Source organism: Psychrobacter glacincola (assembly GCF_904846215.1).
Taxonomy (GTDB): domain Bacteria; phylum Pseudomonadota; class Gammaproteobacteria; order Pseudomonadales; family Moraxellaceae; genus Psychrobacter; species Psychrobacter glacincola.
Genome location: NZ_CAJGZK010000002.1, coordinates 239664 through 258909, shown reverse-complemented (window position 1 = coordinate 258909; position 19246 = coordinate 239664). Strand labels below are relative to the sequence as shown.

Annotated in this window: 15 protein-coding genes; 3 read left to right on the top strand and 12 right to left on the bottom strand. The window is 43.5% G+C overall.

From position 1 onward, the window contains the following. Positions 1-49 precede the first annotated feature (49 nt). From JMW90_RS02180 to JMW90_RS02165, 4 genes are all read right to left on the bottom strand, one after another. Entirely contained in the window at positions 50-1870 is a 1821-nt protein-coding gene (locus JMW90_RS02180; RefSeq protein ID WP_201561474.1) for an efflux transporter outer membrane subunit, read from the bottom strand. Continuing rightward, positions 1867-5103, bottom strand: coding sequence for an efflux RND transporter permease subunit (locus tag JMW90_RS02175; RefSeq protein WP_201561473.1), 3237 nt, complete (start codon positions 5101-5103; stop codon positions 1867-1869). Before JMW90_RS02175 ends, JMW90_RS02180 begins: the two co-directional genes overlap by 4 nt. Positions 5104-5138: 35 nt before the next feature. After that, complete coding sequence (locus JMW90_RS02170) at positions 5139-6485, bottom strand: efflux RND transporter periplasmic adaptor subunit (RefSeq protein ID WP_201561472.1); 1347 nt, start codon at positions 6483-6485, stop codon at positions 5139-5141. A gap of 689 nt (positions 6486-7174) precedes the next feature. Then, positions 7175-8224, bottom strand: a complete 1050-nt coding sequence (locus JMW90_RS02165; RefSeq protein WP_201561471.1) for a polyprenyl synthetase family protein — start codon at positions 8222-8224, stop codon at positions 7175-7177. A gap of 596 nt (positions 8225-8820) precedes the next feature. On the opposite strand from JMW90_RS02165, the gene rplU reads away from it, so the two are divergent. The 3 genes from rplU (at position 8821) to lolA (ending at position 10556) form a co-directional block, all read left to right on the top strand. Continuing rightward, on the top strand, positions 8821-9132 hold the full coding sequence (gene rplU, locus JMW90_RS02160) for a 50S ribosomal protein L21 (protein WP_201561470.1): 312 nt from the start codon (positions 8821-8823) through the stop codon (positions 9130-9132). 104 nt (positions 9133-9236) lie between these two features. Further along, positions 9237-9494 carry a 50S ribosomal protein L27 gene (rpmA, locus tag JMW90_RS02155; protein ID WP_010199200.1) on the top strand — a complete coding sequence of 86 codons (258 nt, stop codon included), beginning with the start codon at positions 9237-9239 and terminating at the stop codon, positions 9492-9494. A gap of 360 nt (positions 9495-9854) precedes the next feature. Then, positions 9855-10556: an outer membrane lipoprotein periplasmic chaperone LolA gene (gene lolA / locus JMW90_RS02150; RefSeq protein ID WP_201561469.1), complete on the top strand. Its 702-nt coding sequence runs from the start codon at positions 9855-9857 to the stop codon at positions 10554-10556. A gap of 124 nt (positions 10557-10680) precedes the next feature. Here the strand turns inward: lolA and scpB are convergent, their stop codons facing one another. The 8 genes from scpB to mrdA all read right to left on the bottom strand — a co-directional run bounded on the left by scpB (position 10681) and on the right by mrdA (position 18684). Continuing rightward, on the bottom strand, positions 10681-11247 hold the full coding sequence (gene scpB, locus JMW90_RS02145; protein WP_201561468.1) for an SMC-Scp complex subunit ScpB: 567 nt from the start codon (positions 11245-11247) through the stop codon (positions 10681-10683). Between the two features lie 62 nt (positions 11248-11309). Next, positions 11310-12176, bottom strand: coding sequence for a segregation and condensation protein A (locus JMW90_RS02140; RefSeq protein WP_201561467.1), 867 nt, complete (start codon positions 12174-12176; stop codon positions 11310-11312). A gap of 32 nt (positions 12177-12208) precedes the next feature. Next, positions 12209-13297, bottom strand: a complete 1089-nt coding sequence (gene trpS, locus JMW90_RS02135) for a tryptophan--tRNA ligase (RefSeq protein WP_201561466.1) — start codon at positions 13295-13297, stop codon at positions 12209-12211. 139 nt (positions 13298-13436) lie between these two features. Next, complete coding sequence (locus tag JMW90_RS02130; RefSeq protein WP_201561465.1) at positions 13437-14528, bottom strand: LpxL/LpxP family acyltransferase; 1092 nt, start codon at positions 14526-14528, stop codon at positions 13437-13439. Positions 14529-14928: 400 nt separating this feature from the next. Then, entirely contained in the window at positions 14929-15315 is a 387-nt protein-coding gene (gene rpsI / locus JMW90_RS02125; protein ID WP_011514071.1) for a 30S ribosomal protein S9, read from the bottom strand. Between the two features lie 10 nt (positions 15316-15325). Then, positions 15326-15754 (bottom strand): 50S ribosomal protein L13, encoded by a 429-nt coding sequence (gene rplM / locus JMW90_RS02120; RefSeq protein WP_182406800.1) that lies wholly within the window; start codon positions 15752-15754, stop codon positions 15326-15328. A 213-nt stretch (positions 15755-15967) separates the two neighbouring features. After that, positions 15968-16654: a 16S rRNA (guanine(966)-N(2))-methyltransferase RsmD gene (gene rsmD / locus JMW90_RS02115; RefSeq protein ID WP_201561464.1), complete on the bottom strand. Its 687-nt coding sequence runs from the start codon at positions 16652-16654 to the stop codon at positions 15968-15970. A gap of 35 nt (positions 16655-16689) precedes the next feature. After that, complete coding sequence (mrdA, locus tag JMW90_RS02110) at positions 16690-18684, bottom strand: penicillin-binding protein 2 (RefSeq protein ID WP_201561463.1); 1995 nt, start codon at positions 18682-18684, stop codon at positions 16690-16692. Positions 18685-19246 lie beyond the last annotated feature (562 nt).

Genomic DNA, 19246 nt, shown 5'->3' with positions numbered 1-19246 from the left:
ACTATCAACGTGATATAGGTACGTCACACGATTATAGATGCTTTATGAGTTAAGGCTCAATGATCTGCGTGACCAGCACTTGCTCGACACTGACTTCTTTGATGCGAGTCTCTTTTGAGGTCGTCTCGTCAGTAATCACCCCAAGCGCAGCATCAGTCTTGCCATCATTATTGATATCGACCACAGCAGTTGGCCTAAAAGTTGATTTTTCTATGGGCTCTGCTTGTTTAATTGCCAGTGCTTCTTGTGCCGAGATCACACGCGCAGAGCTTGCCGCATCGATAGCATCAGTGGCTTTTGCCTTATTACTATTGGCAGCTGCATTGACTACTTGTACCAGATTTCTATGTTGCGGTACAGGAATCACGGTAGGTACATCTAGATTGGCACCGCCACCCAACACTTGATAAAGCTCAATTTGACTGATGATTTTTTGCAGCTCTAAATCCAAAATACCTTGCTGCGTTGAAAACAGCGAGCGCTGCGCATCGAGGACGTCTAAGTAGTTTGAGATACCTGCTTTAAAGCGTGCATCAGCAATCTGATACGTCTGCTCAAAGTTGTCTTGCAAACGATACTGCGCCTCTAATTGCTCGCCTAAGGTCGCACGAGTTGCCAAGACGTCAGAGACCTCACGGAAAGCCGTCTGAATTGAGCGCTCATAGCCTGCAAGCGTCTGCTTACGCTCGATTTGTGCCACATCATAGTTGGCATCTAAGCGACCAGCATCAAAGATAGGCACACTAACGCTTGGACCGAATGACCAGCTTACAGAACCACTCTTAAACAGGTCATTTAAACTGCCGCTGCTCAAGCCAATATTACTGGCCAAGCTGATAGAGGGGTAATAAGACGCGCGCGCCACTTCGATATTCGCACCAGCCGCTTTTAGATTATATTCGGCTTGCAACACATCAGGACGATAGCGTAGCAGCTCACTTGGCAAGCCTGCACTAAATACTTGCTGACTTGTGATATTACTGACCGCAGGCGTTGGAATCAGATTGGTTGGAATCGGTCCACCAACCAAGAACTGCAGCGCATTACGTGATTTTAAAATACTGCTTTGGGCACGTAAAACGGCAAGTCGGGCATTTTCAAGTGAGGCGCTAGATTGCAAAGACGGCAGCTTAGGGTCAATACCGGCTTCAAAGCGTTTGCTAGCAATAAACAGCGATTTCTCACGGCTCTCTACCGTCGCCTCTGCCAGTTGTAGCTGCGCTAAGCTATAGCTCAAATTGGCATAGCTTTGAGCTATATTACTAATCAGACTGATTTGAGTCGCATCTTTTGCTGCTGTCGTTGATAAAAAATTCTGCAACGCTTGGTCTTTTAAGCTGGCAATTTTACCCCAAAAGTCGAGCTCATAATTGGCCAGACCAAGGTTGACGTTATAATTATCACCTGTTGTCCCTCTTTGACGTTGGCGAGAGTATCCAGCATTACCGTCAATACGAGGTAGGTCATTGATATCAGTAATTTGATACTGGGCACGGGCTTTTTCAATCGCCAAACGAGCATTTTCAAAGTCTTTGTTGTTTTGAAGACCTAAAGCGATCAGACCTTTTAAACGCTCGTCGCTGTAAAAGTTCTGCCAGCGTTGACCAGCAAGACTGGCTTGCTGAGCATTACTGACGGTTTCCTTATCGAACGCGCCATAGGTTTGTTCGATCGGAATATTAGGCACCGCCAATACAGGACGCGTATCAGCCTTTGGAATGGTATTACAAGCCGCCATGCTGAATGCTAAAGCAGTTAAGCCAAGCAAACGGCCACTGTTTTTGCGTAAGCGTGATAGCGTTGGTTGGGCGTTGGTGGCAGAAAACGCCACTGTCGCTGAGTTAAGGGTCGTTATTTTTTGAACACTCATTGTGTATTATCTCCAAGGCTTACAGGCTGATAATTCTCAGAAGGCATCGGCTCTATTGGCTCAGGTGCGCTGCCATTGCTATCATTATCTCTATCGTTTGGCTTGTTGTTCTCGTACTTGTGCGGGAACAGACTGCGCACCCAGATATAGAACATCGGGATAAAGAAGATGCCTAAGATGGTCGCCGTTACGACGCCGCCAACGACACTGGTACCGATAGCGTTTTGACTGCCTGAACCTGGACCGCTCGCCAAGAACAATGGCAAAACACCCAGACCAAAGGCAAGCGATGTCATGACAATCGGACGCAGACGTTGGCGTGCTGCCGTCGTAACGGCCTCTCTTAGAGTATAACCTTCCTCTTGATGTTCTTTGGCAAATTCAATAATCAAGATAGCATTTTTGGCTGATAGACCAACTACCGTTAGTAGACCTACTTGCAGATAGATGTCATTGGCAAAACCTCGTAGCCAAGTAAATATCACTGCCCCAAGTACCCCAAGTGGAATGACCAATAGTACCGAGAAGGGGATAGACCAGCTTTCATACAAGGCGGCAAGACATAAGAATACCACTAAGATTGAAAGGGCATAGAGCATCGGTGCTTGCGCACCTGACTTTTGCTCTTCCAATGACATACCTGTCCACTCGTAACCGACACCTTCAGGTAGCTTTTCGATCATCGCTTCCATCGAGCTCATCGCTTCACCAGTACTTAGACCGGGCGCAGCGGCACCTTGGATATTCATTGATGGCAAGCTGTTATAGCGGGTCAGACGCGGTGAGCCTGACTGCCATTCACTGTTAGAGAAGGCATCGAATGAAATCATCTCGTTACTGTCATTTCGTACATACCATTTGCCAATATCATCAGGATTGGTACGGCTGCTGGCCTCACCTTGAACAAAGACGCGTTTAATACGTCCACGATCAATGAAGTCATTGACATAGCTTGAACCCCAAGCGGTTGATATGACACTATTAATATTCGCCAAAGATAAGCCATAAGCGGCTGCTTGCTCTTGGTCGATATTAATCTTGAGCTGCGGTGAGTCTTCTTGACCGTTCGGGCGTACACCAGCAACTTGATCGTTTTGTGCGGCCATACCCAAGAGCATATTACGTGCTTCAAGTAGTCCATCGTGACCAAGGTTACCATTATCTTGAATCATTAAATCAAAACCACTGGCATTACCAAGCTCGGTAATCGCCGGCGGTACAATCGCATAGACTTGCGCTTCATTTAACTGCGTAAAGAAGTAACCCATTGCGCGACCAGCAACAGCTTGAGCAGTATTTTCATCACCGGAACGTTTCTCCCAATCTGACAGGCGAACGAATGCCAGTCCCATATTTTGCCCTTGACCCGCAAAGCTGAAGCCTGCAATGGTAAAGACAGAAGCAATGTTATCGGTTTCTTGGGTCTCGTAGTAGTCTTTTACTTTATTGAGTACGTCTTGCGTATCATCTAATGTCGAGCCCGCAGGAAGTTGAACCAAGGTAAACATAATACCCTGATCTTCTTCTGGTAAAAACGAGCCAGGGATACGTAAGAATACCACTACCATGACACCGATGATGGCCGCATAGCCAATTAAATACAACCATTTAAAACGAATGCTTTTACCGACGAAGTTTTCGTAGGAGCGGCTGGCTTTATAAAAAGAACGGTTAAACCAGCCAAAGAACCCTTTCTGCTTTTCGGTACTGCCTTTTTCGTGGCTTTTACCACGTTTTAGTAAGGTGACGCATAGGGCAGGGGTGAAGACAAGGGCGACCATGGCTGATAAAATCATACTGGTGATCAAGGTAATAGAGAACTGGCGATAAATCACGCCTGTTGAGCCACCAAAGAAAGCCATCGGTAAGAATACCGCGGATAAAATCAGTGCAATACCAATGACAATCTTACTGATCTCACCCATTGATTGAACGGTCGCGTCTTTGATGGAGATATCGGGATCTTCCTCCAAAATACGCTCAACGTTCTCTACCACGACGATAGCATCATCGACCAGTAGACCGATGGACAAGACCATGGCAAACATGGTCAAGACGTTAATACTAAAACCCGCAATATAAAGTACTGCAAACGTACCCAGTAGTACCACAGGTACAGCAAGTGTTGGAATAATAGTCGCACGCCAGTTCTGTAAAAAGACGAACATGACGATAAATACCAACACAATCGCTTCAAACAGGGTCATGACGACTTGTTCAATAGACAAGCGTACAAATGGCGTCGTATCGTAAGGCACGACTGACGTCAGACCAGCTGGGAAGTTTTTCTCCAGCTCTGCCATACGCGCGCCAACTGCTTCACGAGTCTCAAGGGCGTTCGCACCACCAGCGAGTGAAATACCCAAAGCAGCTGCTTCCTTGCCATTATATAAAGAAACAACGCTATAATTTTCACTGCCGATTTCGACATCTGCGACATCGCCTAGACGGACTTGCGCGCCTGAGCTATCGGTTTTTAATAAGATGTCTTTGAATTCATCTGGTGTTTGTAGGTAGCTTTGTACCGTTACCGTGGCGTTAATAACTTGTTTGTCGGTGTCAGCAGGTGCTTGACCCAATTGGCCAGCAGATACCTGAGCATTCTGCGCTCGTATCGCATTGACGACATCAGACGGTACTATGTTATAACTGCGTAGGCGTGAAGGATCAAGCCAAACACGCATTGCATAGGTAGAGCCGAAGACTTGAACTTCACCCACGCCTTCTACACGACTGATCGAATCAACGACATTGGAGTTAATATAATCACCGATATCTGCCCGATCCATGCTGTCATCTTCAGAAATAAATGCTTGCACCATTAAAAAGCTGCTAGACGATTTATTAACGTTGACGCCTTGACGCTGAACAGATTCAGGTAGCGAGCTCATTGCCGCTTGTAGTTTGTTCTGTACTTGTACTTGAGCTGTGTCAGAATCAGTGCCATTTTCAAAGGTAAGCGTCACTGAGGCGCTACCATTTGACGAGCTCGATGACGACATATACATCAGACCATCAAGGCCCTTCATACGTTGCTCAATAATCTGTACGACTGAGTTTTCAACGGTTTGTGCGTTAGCACCAGGATAGCTTGCACTGACCGAAATGGTCGGTGGTGCAATACGTGGGTACTGTTCGATCGGTAGATTAATAACCGATATCACCCCAATGAGCATGATCAAAATAGCCATCACCCATGCAAAAATAGGGCGATTAATAAAAAAACGTGACATAGTAAATCCCTAAGTCTTCCTAGCTTTGAATGGAATTATTTGGCGGCTGATTGTGCAGCTTGCTGCGGTGTTTTGGCAGCAGCCTCTTTTGCAGCAGGCGCAGGGTTTGGATTTTCTAATGGCTTCGCAATAACCTCTTGTTCAGGCTTCACTTTTGCGCCGCCGATAATCACGACTTTGTCGCCAGCTTGAAGACCGTCAGTGACTACCCATTGTCCTTGATAAGTACCATTAATCGTGACCGGACGAACTTGGATTTTGTTGTTTTCATCGACGATATAGACTTGCGTTTCACTCTTAGGTGTACGTGTGACTGCGCTTTGTGGAATTAACGCCGCATGAGTAATGACGCTTTGGGTTAAGCGCGCAGTGACATACATACCGGGTAATAAGATATTGCTGTTATTTGGGAAGATGGCGCGTAAGGTCACTGCCCCTGTTGATTCATCGACTTTCGCCTCTGACAATGACAACTCGCCACGTACAGGATAGGTTGAACCATCCTCTAACACCAATTCAACTGAGTTCAAGCCAGTCTGTGCTTTGCCTGCAGAGATCTGCTGACGCAATTTAAGCAGCTCAGAGGAAGATTGACTGATATCGACATAGATTGGGTCTAGGCGTGAAATGGTCACTAAAGGAGTAGGTTGACCTGAGCTGACCAATGTACCAGCAGTCACGCTCGAGCGATCCGTACGACCTGAGATAGGGGCACGTACGATGGTACGATTCAGATCTAAAGTACTTGCTTGTAAGCCGGCTTTCGCCGTTTGGATACCTGCTTTTGCGCTTTCAATACCCGCTTGTGCTTGACCGATAGCAGCATTGGCGCTTTGTACGGCGGCCTGCGCAGTACGCACGGCAGTTTGTGCTTGGTCGTACTGCTGCTTTGAGATGGCATCAATAGCAACCAATCCTTGCAGACGTTGCAAGTCATTTTGTGCTTGTGATAGCGACGCTTGACGGCTGGTCAAATCCGCTTTTGCATTGGCAGTATTGGCCAATGCTGTCTGATAGTTGGCTTCTGCTTGTGCTATCGCCGCCTGACCACTGGTAATAGACGTTGCGTAATTATCCGTATTGATGCGATATAAAGGCTGACCTTTTTTGACGTTGCTGCCCTCACGGAACAACACTTCGTCGATAATTCCATTCACCTGTGGGCGGACATCAGCGGTTTGATAAGCCGCGGTGCGTCCAGCAAAAGTCTGTACTTGTGGCACAGTACCAAAAGTAACAGTTTGGACGTTGACGACGGAGGGTGGCATTTGTTGCTGTGCCGCCGCCGCGTCGCCAGCGGCATCCTCTTTTTTGTCACAGCCAACCAGTACAGCTCCAGATAGTACAGTTGCTATTACAAGCGCAAGATAAGAGTGCTTCATCAATGTCCTCGGCAATATAAATATCATATAATAAATAGTGACAGTATAAAAAGTTTATGGATAAATCTTAACGTAGAGAATATAAAAAATTCATAGGCATTTACCGTTATCAAAGTACATTAAAGGCTCGATAACCGGATAAGTAAATTTAATAAGAGATTATAAACTATAGGGTATACCCCACAGTCAAGGCGAAAAAAACCATTTTTGTCGGCTATAATTGTCGTTTATGATAATAAACGACCCCAAGCTATTGAAAACAAAAGCGTTACGCTAAAAGTGAAGGACAAAATCTACAGTGAATAGTCAGTGATAACATTGTTAAATTTTGTTTGTTTAAAAGGCATAGAAGGGTACCATCAATAAAACGATACACATAAATAGAAATTATCAGGCTGTTCAGAGAATCAGTGTTATAGCAATAATTAAGTAAAAATGTAGCAGTAAAAAGTTTAACTGCTTATACCAATGTAAGCAGTATCGATTTGAGTCTCACTAATATGGCAGCAATATAAAAAATAGCCAAACAGTGTTATTCAATGATTATATAGTCGATTCATTTGAAAAACGATACAGTGCTGTTGGCTATAAATTTTTTGCAGCCTCTGTCACGCCTGCGAACAGCAGGCAAGGAAAAATTATAGCCAATAGCATGTTATTACAATCGTATCGCTTTTATTTTGAACTGACTATAGTAAGCGAGCGCTGGCGAGTTCAGTCAATTGATAAAGACCCTGACGATAGCGGTTATCCGGTAAGTTACTTAATGCCTGCTGGGCAAGCTTGGTTTCTTCTAAAGCCCGCTGTTTACAGTAATCTAATGAGCCTGAATTACGTACCAAAGCAATCAATTGCTCGGCATTGGGTGTTTTGCCTGTCTGCACCGCAATACGCAGCTGCTCGTAGTCTTTTTGATTGCTGTCTTTTAATAGCTCTAATGCTTTAATCGTTGGTAGGGTAGGTTTGCCTTCCGCTAAATCATCGCCAAGATTTTTGCCCATCAGCTCACTATCGCCGCTGTAGTCAAGCACGTCATCGACGATCTGAAAAGCATTGCCAAAGTGCTGACCAAAATCCGCTAAAGCTTGCAAGTGCTGTGTTTGATTTTGCAAAATCGCCGCGCCTTGAGTCGCCATCATAAACAGTCGTGAAGTCTTACCATCGATGATATTTAGATAGTCTTCTTCGGTCGCTTGAGGGTTATGCTGATGCTGCAGTTGTAGTACTTCACCTTCAGCAATATCACAAGTACCATCTGAGAATACTTGCAGTAGGGGCAAGCTTTGAAAACCAACCAGCAGGTTAAAGGCGCGTGCAATCAAATAATCGCCGACCAATACCGCTGTCGCATTATCCCAAGTGGCATTGGCAGTAGGCTTACCACGGCGCTGTCCTGATTCATCAATCACATCATCATGTACCAAAGTTGCCGTATGCAGCATCTCAGTAATCGCTGCCAAATGCATGGCTTGCTTCGATGGCTCATCATTAAGCATTCGCGCGCATAACAAGGTAATCAATGGGCGCATACGTTTGCCGCCAGCGTTAATCACGTGTTGTGAGACGCTCATCACCAGCTGAACTTTAGAATTTAGACTGCCAAAGACCTGTTTGTCCATAATCTCAAAATCATCAGCCACAATGCTTTGGATATCAGCATAGCTTGGTGTCGATGATAGATTGACTGATGGCGCTGTAGATAATGGCGCAGCGGTGCTAGATAAAGAAGTACAAGTCATATAGATAATCATACCAATCAGAATAAAGAATATTTTAATAGCGATACTTTTAATAGTAATACTTTTAAAAGTGATACGTAGCAAAGCCAGCGTTTTATGCATGATAGCATAGCTATCTGGTGATATTGTTGATTTAAATATAGCGAAATGCAATACAGTACCTGAGGTTCAGGCGAATATTACAGCGTTTATTATGGTGAAAATCAGCAAATCACTGGTAAGTAGCTATTAGCAGCTAAGTGAACTAAACAACGATGACTAACGAATAGATACTTATTACATGTCTATTTACAAAAAACTGTAAGTATCTGATTAGATAAGCTATAATAGCCGCTGTTGGATTTTAACCACTATCCTTGCTTGCTTATTGGGCGGTCTATATTAATAGCGATATACATTACGCTGGTTAATCAATGACATCGCGCGTGATATGAGCGTAGACTTTTGGTATTACCACTTTACAAAAACAAGAGTTGCGGCTTGCTTTTATAAGTAAAAAGCCGTAAAATCTTGCCTTTAATTTTTCCCTGTCGTGTTCGTCGTCGAAGTGTTGGTATGATATCAGCCACGGCACACGGGTTAAACGGAGTCATACAATGTACGCAGTAATCAAAACTGGTGGTAAACAGCACCGTGTAGTCGTTAATGAATTGCTTAAAGTTGAATTACTTAAAGCAGAAACAGGCGAAACAATCAAATTTGAAGATGTGTTGATGATTGTTGATGGTGACACTGTCAAGATCGGTCAGCCTATCGTTGAAGGCGCTAGTGTTGAAGTTGAAGTTGTTGAGCATGGTCGCGGCGAAAAAATTCGTATCGTCAAGCACAACCGTCGTAAGCATTATCACAAAGAGCAAGGTCACCGCCAATGGTATACCTTGTTAAAAATCAAAGCGATTAATGCTTAATTAACGATTATCAGTTGTTGATAATTAATAACGCACTAAAAGCTTAAGAGTTGTCGCATTAGCGATAGCTTTTACTAACAAGGCATTAACAAGGAGATTTTCTCATGGCACATAAAAAAGCTGCCGGTTCAAGCCGTAACGGTCGTGATTCAAACCCAAAAATGCTAGGCGTAAAAATCTTTGGCGGTCAAGCCATCGTCGCTGGTAACATCATCGTTCGTCAACGTGGTACAGAATTCCACGCCGGCGAAGGTGTTGGCATGGGTCGTGACCATACTTTATTTGCACTAAATGACGGTGTGGTAAAGTTTGCGACCAAAGGCAAATTTAACCGTCGTTATGTGATGGTTGAAAGCGCCTAGTTGCCCATTTAGATTGTTTTATCTTTTAGATAAAATGATTTGATGACTAAAAAAGCCCTTATTGCCATATGGTAGTAGGGGCTTTTTATGCTTATAAGCTTATGTTAACCACTGATTAAAACGGTTAAAACCACAATAAAGGCTATTTATTACTTTGTAACTGTTGTATTTACAAGCCTGTATGCCAGCAGTAGTAATGATTGCAAATCATGACTAGGCGCGTAATAAAAAAACTGGCACACTGTCCTCATTGTTTTATCAGACCGGTTTTGTACTCGTATGATAAACATTTACCGAAAACAAAAATTTTATAAAACGTTTTATTTTTATGCTATTTTGCATTTTGAGAGAGGATTTATAATGACTTTATTAACCAATCAATCGACTAAACAGACAACAACGTTAAAACAAAAAATGATGGGCGGAGCATTGGCAGGTGTCTTGATGACCACGCTTGGCGTCGCAGCGCCTATGATGGCGTTAACGCAATCGGCGACAGCAGCGCCCGCTGATAATACAACGGCAACTAAGCGTCTAAACAAGCTTTTGACCAATACTAAGAGCATGACGGCTAACTTTAGCCAAACGACCAAGGGCGCTAATAGCGGGACGTTCAGCGGTACTATGAGTGTACAACGTCCAAACAACTTCCGCTGGGAAACCAAGTCACCGTCAGAACAGCTGATTGTGGCAAATGGTAGCTCGATGTGGGTCTATGATAAGGATTTGGAGCAAGCAACCAAACAAAAAGTAGACAGCCAAGTGGGTAATACGCCAGCGCTATTACTATCAGGTGACCCAAGTAAAATTGATAAGAACTTTAAAATCACCCAGCCGTATGCCAATAAAAATTACTATGTGTTGTATCCAAAGTCAGATAGTGCCAGTTTTAAGAGCTTATCAATGAGCTTTAGCGGTGGCAAGCCTGTGATGATGGTATTAAATGATAGCTTAGGTCAAACCACCTCTATTAAGTTTAGCGGTATTAAAATGAATCCAAGCATCAGCAGCAGTCAGTTTAAATTTACACCACCAAAAGGTGTTGATATCATCAATCAATAAAAGCTAATCATTAAAAGCCAATCAAGGAATTTATTGATTAAGCCGACTGATTAGAATAATAAAAAAGGACATACCTAATGGGTGTGTCCTTTTTTATTGAGCAAGAATATTTTATCGGATTAATTTAAGAGGATGCTCTGATACTGTCTATGTCTGGCATGGGCGGCAACTCATCTAAATGCCTCAGCCCAAAGGCATCTAAAAATTGCGATGTAGTGTGCAGCAATGCCGGACGACCTAACGTATCTTTATGACCGTTTTCTTCAATCCAGCCTTTATCAAATAGTTGGCGTAATATAGTGCTCGATAGCGTCACACCGCGTACATGTTCTATGTCACTACGCGTCACCGGTTGTTTGTAGGCAATCACGCTCAATGTCTCAAGTAACGCTTGGCTTAGGCGTTCTTGACGTTGTGGAAAAACGCTCTGGATTAAGGCGCTATGGCTATCAGCGATTTGCAAGCGATAACCACTGGCAGTATGATGCAAACTTAGTACACCAAGATCCAAGCGTTGCTTTAGTAGTGCTAGCGCCTGCTCTAACTTATTAGTCGTCAAGGAGAGGTGTTTTTTTAGGTGATTAGCCGTTAAGGGTGCTTCTGAAGCATGCAGTAGCACTTCAATCTGTTTACTTATGTCTTCAATAGACAGTAAGTGGTCTTTATCTTTAGTCTCGTCTATATCTACCATTTCAATATAATCTTCTTCAGTTTAATAATTTTATCTAAGACGTATTATAAAGCCAATTCGGATTATGCTAACCATTCTAACGTCAATTTGCCAAATATATCGCTACGAGTAGGCAGATTGCTATCCGTCTTATTTTCTGTATGAACACTGCTATCGGTATTATTAGCAACCACACCAATCAGCTGACGCTTGATTAATTCAAGCACCGCAACAAAGCTGACCACCACACCTATTTTGCCTTGCGCTTTATCTAATAGTTCATAAAAAGAGCGCGCGCCATCCGTGCTTAATTGTCGACTGATACTAGCAATACGATCAGCAAGTGGCACAGCATCAACCTTGATACTATGCATCTGATAGTCGGGTTGCAGCTGCATCTTAAACAAGCTATCAATCAATAGAGTAGGTGAATAGTTTGGTAGCTCTGCATTCATAATATCTTGGCTTGGCATACTGACCATCGCCAAAAACACATCGCGCTCAAGTCGAATTAAATTGTCTAAACGTTGACTGGCAGCTTTGACTTGGGCGTATTCTTCAAGACGCTCAATCAGCTCAGCTTTTGGGTCGCGCTCATCGGTAGGGGTCTCAGGCTTTGGTAATAGCAGCTCAGTCTTGATTGCAATCAAGGTTGATGCCATCAGTAGATAGTCACCAGCTAACTCAAAATGATTGGTATCCAATTTATGGATATAAGCCAAGTACTGTTCTGTAATCGGCAATATCGGCATTTGTGTCAAATCAACGTTGTTTTTCTTAACCAGATATAATAAAAAGTCTAATGGTCCTGCAAACTGCTCAAGCCAAATGGCAAACGCTTGCGGCGGCACATATAGATCTTCTGGCAAATGCTGTACAGGCGTCTGATAGATACGCAGAGACATATCGTGAATCTCTGCATTAGACTCCATTAATCGCTCACTTTGCATGGCAGCAGGCTATTATCATCATAAATAATAATTTATTTAAGTTTGGCAAGTGGACGAATACCAATAGCGCGGCGAGTCTTATCTAGTTGCTTACGGCTATGACGGCGGGCTTTTTCAGCACCCATCTGTAGGATTTCCTCTAACTCTTTTGGGTTTGCCATGAGCTCTTCGTAACGCGCGCGGAATGGGGCAACTTCTGCATTGATTTTATCAAATAAGGCTTGCTTGGCATCGCCCCAGCCAATACCAGCGGCAAACTGCGCACGCATGTCGGCGATTTCAGTAGGCGTGGCAAAAGCTTTATAAATCTCAAAAATAGCAGAATCGTCAGGATCTTTTGGCTCTTCTGGCAATTGTGAGTTGGTCACAATTTTCATGATGGCTTTATGCATCTGCTTTTCAGCGCTAACTTGTGGATTTAGCTCACCAAATAGCGGAATAGTATTGCTATAGCTCTTACTCATCTTACGTCCATCAAGACCCGTCAATAGCGGCATCTCATCATCGACCACCGCAGAGGGTAGCGTAAATAGCGGCTTATATTTATGATTAAAAGTACCGGCAATATCACGCGCCATCTCAATGTGCTGGATTTGATCACGACCTACTGGCACATGAGTGGCATTAAACATCAAGATATCAGCAGCCATCAATACCGGATAGCCAAACAGACCCATAGTAATGCCTTGATCGGGATCGACATCGGTTTTTTCATTATTAATATCGACAGATGCCTTATAAGCATGGGCACGGTTCATAAGACCCTTGGCACATGAACAATTGAGTATCCACGCCAGCTCCGGTATCTCTGGTACATCTGACTGCCGATAAAACGTCACACGCTCAGGATCAAGGCCACAAGCAAGCCAAGTTGCAGCAATCGCTTTGGTCGATTCATGAATGGCAGCAGGATCATGGCATTTAATGATGCCATGATAGTCTGCTAAGAAAAAAAATGCTTCACTGTCACTATTCTGGATAGATGCTATCGCTGGTCGAATTGCGCCAACATAGTTGCCTAAGTGCGGGATTCCAGTAGTGGTAATGCCAGTTAAAATGCGTTTGGTTGGTGTTGAAGCTGTAGAATTTTGGCTACTAGTATTAGGGCTGTTATTATTCATGGAAAATCCGTTATTTATTTATAAAGGTTTTATTTATCAAATTATTATCAATATAGGATATTTATATGCTGGCAATAGCACAAAATATTAGCTGCAAAGTATAGCAAATTTTCCCAGCAATTTTCTTGGGAATAGACGTCTACTTATAGATACCAGTACGACCATCAGGACCATTTTTGAAGCGGCGATGGAACCACATCCACTGAGTGGCATCAATACGAATCAAGCCCTCTAGCAATTCATTAACACGAGTCGCGTCAGCTATTTCATTATTACTTGGATAGTTGTCCAATTCGGGTGTAATTGTCAGATGATAATGAGGGCGTTTGCCACGTGGCAAATTATCTGGCGTTTGCCGATAAGTATGTAGTGCCATTACGGCAGGTGGCTTGTCTTTACTGCCTAGTTTCGCCATGCGTCTTGAGGCTGTGATAGTCGCTGCTGGTACACCAAAAAATGGCGCCACAACCCCTTGTTTTAGACCATAATCTTGGTCAGGTGAATACCAAATCACGTGCTTAGATTTGATAGAATTGACCAAACCGCGCATATCTCGACTAGAGATTTGCGTACCGAATATATTGGTGCGACCATTATAAATGAACCAATCAAGTAATGGATTATTCTGCGTGCGATACATACAGTCCAAAGGGAAAAATTGCGCACAAAACAAGCCACCCAAATCGAGCATGGTATAGTGAGCGCCTAGTAGGATGACTGGACGACCTTCTTTTTGGGCATTAACAAGATGTTGTAATCCAGAGATAGAGACGGTGCGGGTAAAGACATTTGGTCGGAACCATGCACATAAGGTTTCAAACACACCAATACCTTGGTTGACAAACACTTGCTTTGCCATCAGCTCACGTTCGACTTCTGGCTTCTCTGGAAATGCCAGTTTTAAGTTAATCAGCGTATCGCGTCGCCGAGATCCTGTTACTTTATAGATTAAAATACCTACTTTACGCCCAAGCCAAAATTGCCAACGCAGTGGCAGATAAATCATCGGTAAAGAAATAGCAAATAATAGCCAAATGCCCCAATATTTAGGTAACAGGAACTGCCACGCAAAAGGCTTTTTTTCTGCTTGCGCGGTTCGTTTATGAGTTTGAGTAATCGTCGGTGTGCCGACAGGTATAGCCGGAGACTTAGCAGACGGCTGTATACTTGGTGGTGACATGCTGCTCTTTGAGGTAGATTTGCTAGGATCGTATTGTTCGGGCGCTTTCATAAGACTGTTACTAGTAATGAAAAGTTATGATTATGATGGGGTAGTAAGCTTGGCTTTGCAAGCGGATTTATCCGTTGTGAAGACAGATTTATAGGCAAAATATAGTTAAAATATCTCAAAAACGCTACAGTACTGCTGGTATAAATTTTTTGCAGCCTCTGTCTGCGTAGGCACAGCAAGCAAGAAAAATGAATATCAGCAGTACTTGATGTATCGATATTACTTTTCCCTGACTACTGTTATATATGAAAATTGTTTTTTATAAAAGCATCAGCCATAAAAAAACCTTATAAGCTGCGGACAGCTTATAAGGTTTCGCAAATCTATTCTTATACTTAATGCTGCAGCTGTTGCTCTGAGATAAAGACAACAGTCGCAGAAATATAAGAGATAGCTTTGATTAACGTTTTGAGAATTGTGGACGTTTACGTGCTTTACGTAGACCCAATTTCTTACGTTCAACTTGACGTGAATCACGAGTAACAAAACCAGCTGCTTTTAGCGCAGGTTTGTTAGATTCGTCAAGCTCAATCAATGCACGCGTAATGCCGTGACGGATTGCGCCAGCTTGACCACTAATACCGCCGCCTTTTACCGTGATGTAAAGGTCATAAGCAGTAGGTGTGTCAAGTAATTCTAAAGGCTGACGAACAACCATGCGCGACGTTTCGCGGCTGAAATACTCATCAAGTGGTTTGCCGTTAACAACAATGCTACCAGTACCTTTCGCTAAAAAGACACGAGCAGTAGAAGTCTTGCGGCGACCAGTTCCGTAATTGCGTTCCATAAGTGTATCCTTAGATGTCTAGTTCTTTAGGTTGCTGAGCTTCATGTGGATGTTCGGTACCCGCATAAAGTTTTAGCTTCTTGATCATCGCGTAGCCAAGAGGACCTTTAGGAAGCATACCCTTAACCGCTTTGTGTAGAACATCTTCAGGCTTATGTGCAATCAGCTTAGTGAAGTTGGTTTCTTTAATACCGCCTGGGTAGCCACTGTGACGATAGTATTTTTTATCTTGTGCTTTTTTACCCGTTACCGCGATTTTTTCTGCATTGATGACAACAATAAAGTCACCAGTATCAACGTGCGGGGTATAGTTTGTCTTATGCTTGCCACGTAAGCGACTAGCAATTTGAGTAGCTAAGCGACCAAGAGTTTTGCCGTCAGCATCTACGACAAACCAGTCATGGGTCACTTCAGCTGGTTTTGCACTAAGTGTTTTCATGATAAAACCTTAAAATTAGAATTCGTTGAGAGTTTAGCTGGGAAAACGGGGCTCTCAAAAAACAGACTGCACATTATAAGCAGTAGCGCCTACGCTTGCAAGCTGCATTGGGGTTTATTTTCGCCTTATATACATTAAACTGCAGCGTTGGCCAGTTTTTTAGCGGTTTTAAACATTTGTAAATTTTATTAACAGCATTCATTAACTAGGCAATTATGACGATAATAGACGATAAAGTCCAGCAACAACTTGTCCAACTTTAGTCTGTTTCAGACAGTCAAAATCTAATGTTTGCGGTTCATCGCCTTTTTGCGCGGCTAACAGGGTATTAAAAATCGCCGCCAGTTGGCTCAATTGCTCACCCAAATCTTTATCTGCTTCTAAGTAAATGAGCGTGTCTGTATTGATTAGATCTTGGGTAAACAAAGTGGTCAAAATAGGTTGCCACAAATCCTTAGCATAAGGTGGATCAATAAACACAAGATCAAAGGGACGCGTTACAAGCTGCTTTTGTTGCAAAACTTGTTCGGCTGTACCCTGAATAACTTGGTGGCTGTTGCTATCAAGACGTAACAGCTCGGCACTTTGGCGCAGCATTTGAGCCTGGGCAGTATGCATTTCGATAAAGGTACAGTGGGCCGCACCGCGCGATAAGGCCTCAAAACCTAAGACGCCGCTACCAGCGCAGCTATCGAGCACTTGAGCGTCATGAATATCAGAAATCAGCCAGTTAAATAAGGTTTCACGTAGCCTATCTGGAGTCGGACGCAAGCCTTCTGCATCCACAAAGCGCACAACACGGCGTTTAAACTGACCACCGATAATACGTACCTCACCAGCTGCAATAGGTTTTACTTTTCGGTTCTTGTTAGACTTATGCGCACTTGAGGGCTTTTTCATGGCTTATCTTCGATACCTTATTCATGCTCAACATTTTATTCAACGGTCGCTGCAGCAGTTTGAGTCGGCTCTTTTTGCTTTTCTTTTATGGCCTCTAATGCTTTGTCTTCTTTTTCACGTATCGCATCACGCATGGCTCTCTCAAATGCTTTTTGCCGTTTAATGACCTTTAGCTGTTCGGTGGTGGGCGGCAAAATAGGATTGGTATCACGCTGCAATACCCAATAATCAAATAAAGCTCGACCGATAGGCGCTGCAACGACACTACCACCGCCGCCGTTTTCGACCAATACCGCGAGCGCGATTTGTGGATCTTCCACTGGCGCAAAGCCATTGAACCAAGCATGATCCCAGTGGCGCTTATCCAGCGCGGATTTGTTATAGCTTTTGCCTTGCGCAATGGATTTCACCTGTGCCGTACCTGTTTTACCAGCAATACGATAGCGCGGTGTATAAATGCCACGTCCTGTTCCGGCTTTAACGGTTTGCTCCATCGCATCGTGCATGCGTAGCCAGTCAGAAGGCTTGCCATTGTAATCAATCTTGCCATCAGGCTTGGTGATGACATCGACTGCTGCCGCCCCGTCGCTACTTTTTAGTAAATGCGGGGTGATGTGAAAGCCTTTGCTCGCCGTCATGGCAGTTGCATTGGCAATCTGTAGTGGCGTCGCTAAAAAATAGCCCTGACCGATACTGACAGAAATCGTCTCACCCGGTAACCAGCCTTTATCATAAGTATCTTTTTTCCATTTTGGTGAAGGCATAATCCCAGATTTTTCATTGGGCAAGTCAATACCTGTCTCTTCACCAAAACCAAAACGCACCATCCAGTCATGTAAGCGCTGAATGCCCATCTCATAAGCCAACTTATAATAATAAGTATCGACTGACATCACGATGGATTCTTTGAGATCAACCGTACCATGACCGCCTTTTTTCCAATCACGAAAACGGTGCGAGTCACCGGGTAAGCTAAAATAACCCGGGTCGTAGATAGTGGTATCCCAATTACGCAGACCATAATGAATACCGCCTAAGCCTTCAAAAGGCTTGATGGTTGAACCGGGTGGATAAGTACCTTGCAGGGCACGATTGTATAATGGCTCATCTGGATCTTCACGCAGCGCATCATAGTCTTTAAAAGAGATGCCGGAGATAAAAGGGTTTGGGTCATAACTTGGATTACTGACGAACGCCAATACGTCACCGTTTTTGGGATCTATTGCCACAATAGCGCCGCGCCTGCCATCAAGCTGCTGCTGCGCCACCACTTGTAAACCATAATCTAAGCTTAAGGTGATGTCGTTGCCGGCGATAGGTGCTTTGGTATCGAGTTGACGCAGGATATTACCAAGCGCATCAGTTTCTACTGACTGATAGCCCGGTTGCCCAAGTAAGATATCTTCATAAAAATCTTCGATGCCAATCTTACCAATAAGGTCAGTACCGGCATAGCGATCCTTATTGATTCTCTTCGATTCTTTGTCGTTAATGCGTCCAACATAGCCAATAACATGGGCAAACAGCTCATCATAAGGATAGGAGCGTGTAAGCTTACTTTGAATAGTAACACCGCGGAAAAAAGGTTTGCGTTCACTAAACTGAGCCAATTGGGTCTCGGTTAAATCAATCTTAATGGTCACCGGATCATTTTTACTTTTACTCACACGCGCCAAAATATCGGTGATATTTTCATCCGTCAAATCAAAGATAGGTGCCAGTAATTGTAAGGTGCGCTCGGGATTTTCCACTTCATCAGGGCTGAGCATAGCAGTGAAAACTGACTGATTGTCAGCGAGGATAATGCCATTGCGATCATAAATATAACCACGGCTTGGCGGGGCAGAAATCAGCTTAATGCGATTGTTGTCTGCTTGGGTGGTATATTTATCATGAGCAAAAACTTGCAGAAATCCATAACGTGCTATTAGCCCTAGCAAACCCACAAACATCAACAAGCCAAGGATAAGAATTCGACTGGTGAAAATGCGATTGACCTGTTCGGTATTAGGAGTGAGCGTTTTGTTCATATAAAGTCAGTACCCAAACAGTCAGTGAGACAATAAATCAAAAATTATCAGAGGAGGTATTGATAGAGTAGCAGTCGACCATGTCAAATATCATGTAGACGAAGCGAGATGAGCATAAAGGATAAGCTAAGGTTTTTCAATTACTTAGCAAGATACAGGGATAATATAATAGCGAAAATAGTGCCATTAGATATCTCGTAAACTGTAACGTCAAATTATAGCAGATCAAAAGCGATGACGCAGTAGACAGTCATTTATTTTATCGCTGTTATGAAAGATGGCATTATGATGACTCTTAGTGTGGTTAATGACATATTGAACAGCCTAGGTGATCACGCAGAGGATAAAAACACGGTCTTAAAATCAGCTACTGGCGATAATATTGGTAGAGTATTCTAAGGATTTTGCGCGTCAAAGTAGCGCCTAAAACGTATCATCTCTAGTCACAACTTGTCTAGGGTCTACATGTGCTAATGGATGTCAAGTATGCTAAAATCAGGCGATTTATTTTGTAGTAGTTATTGGAGAGAGGGCTTCTTATTGCTAAGCGTTCTTCGTGCGC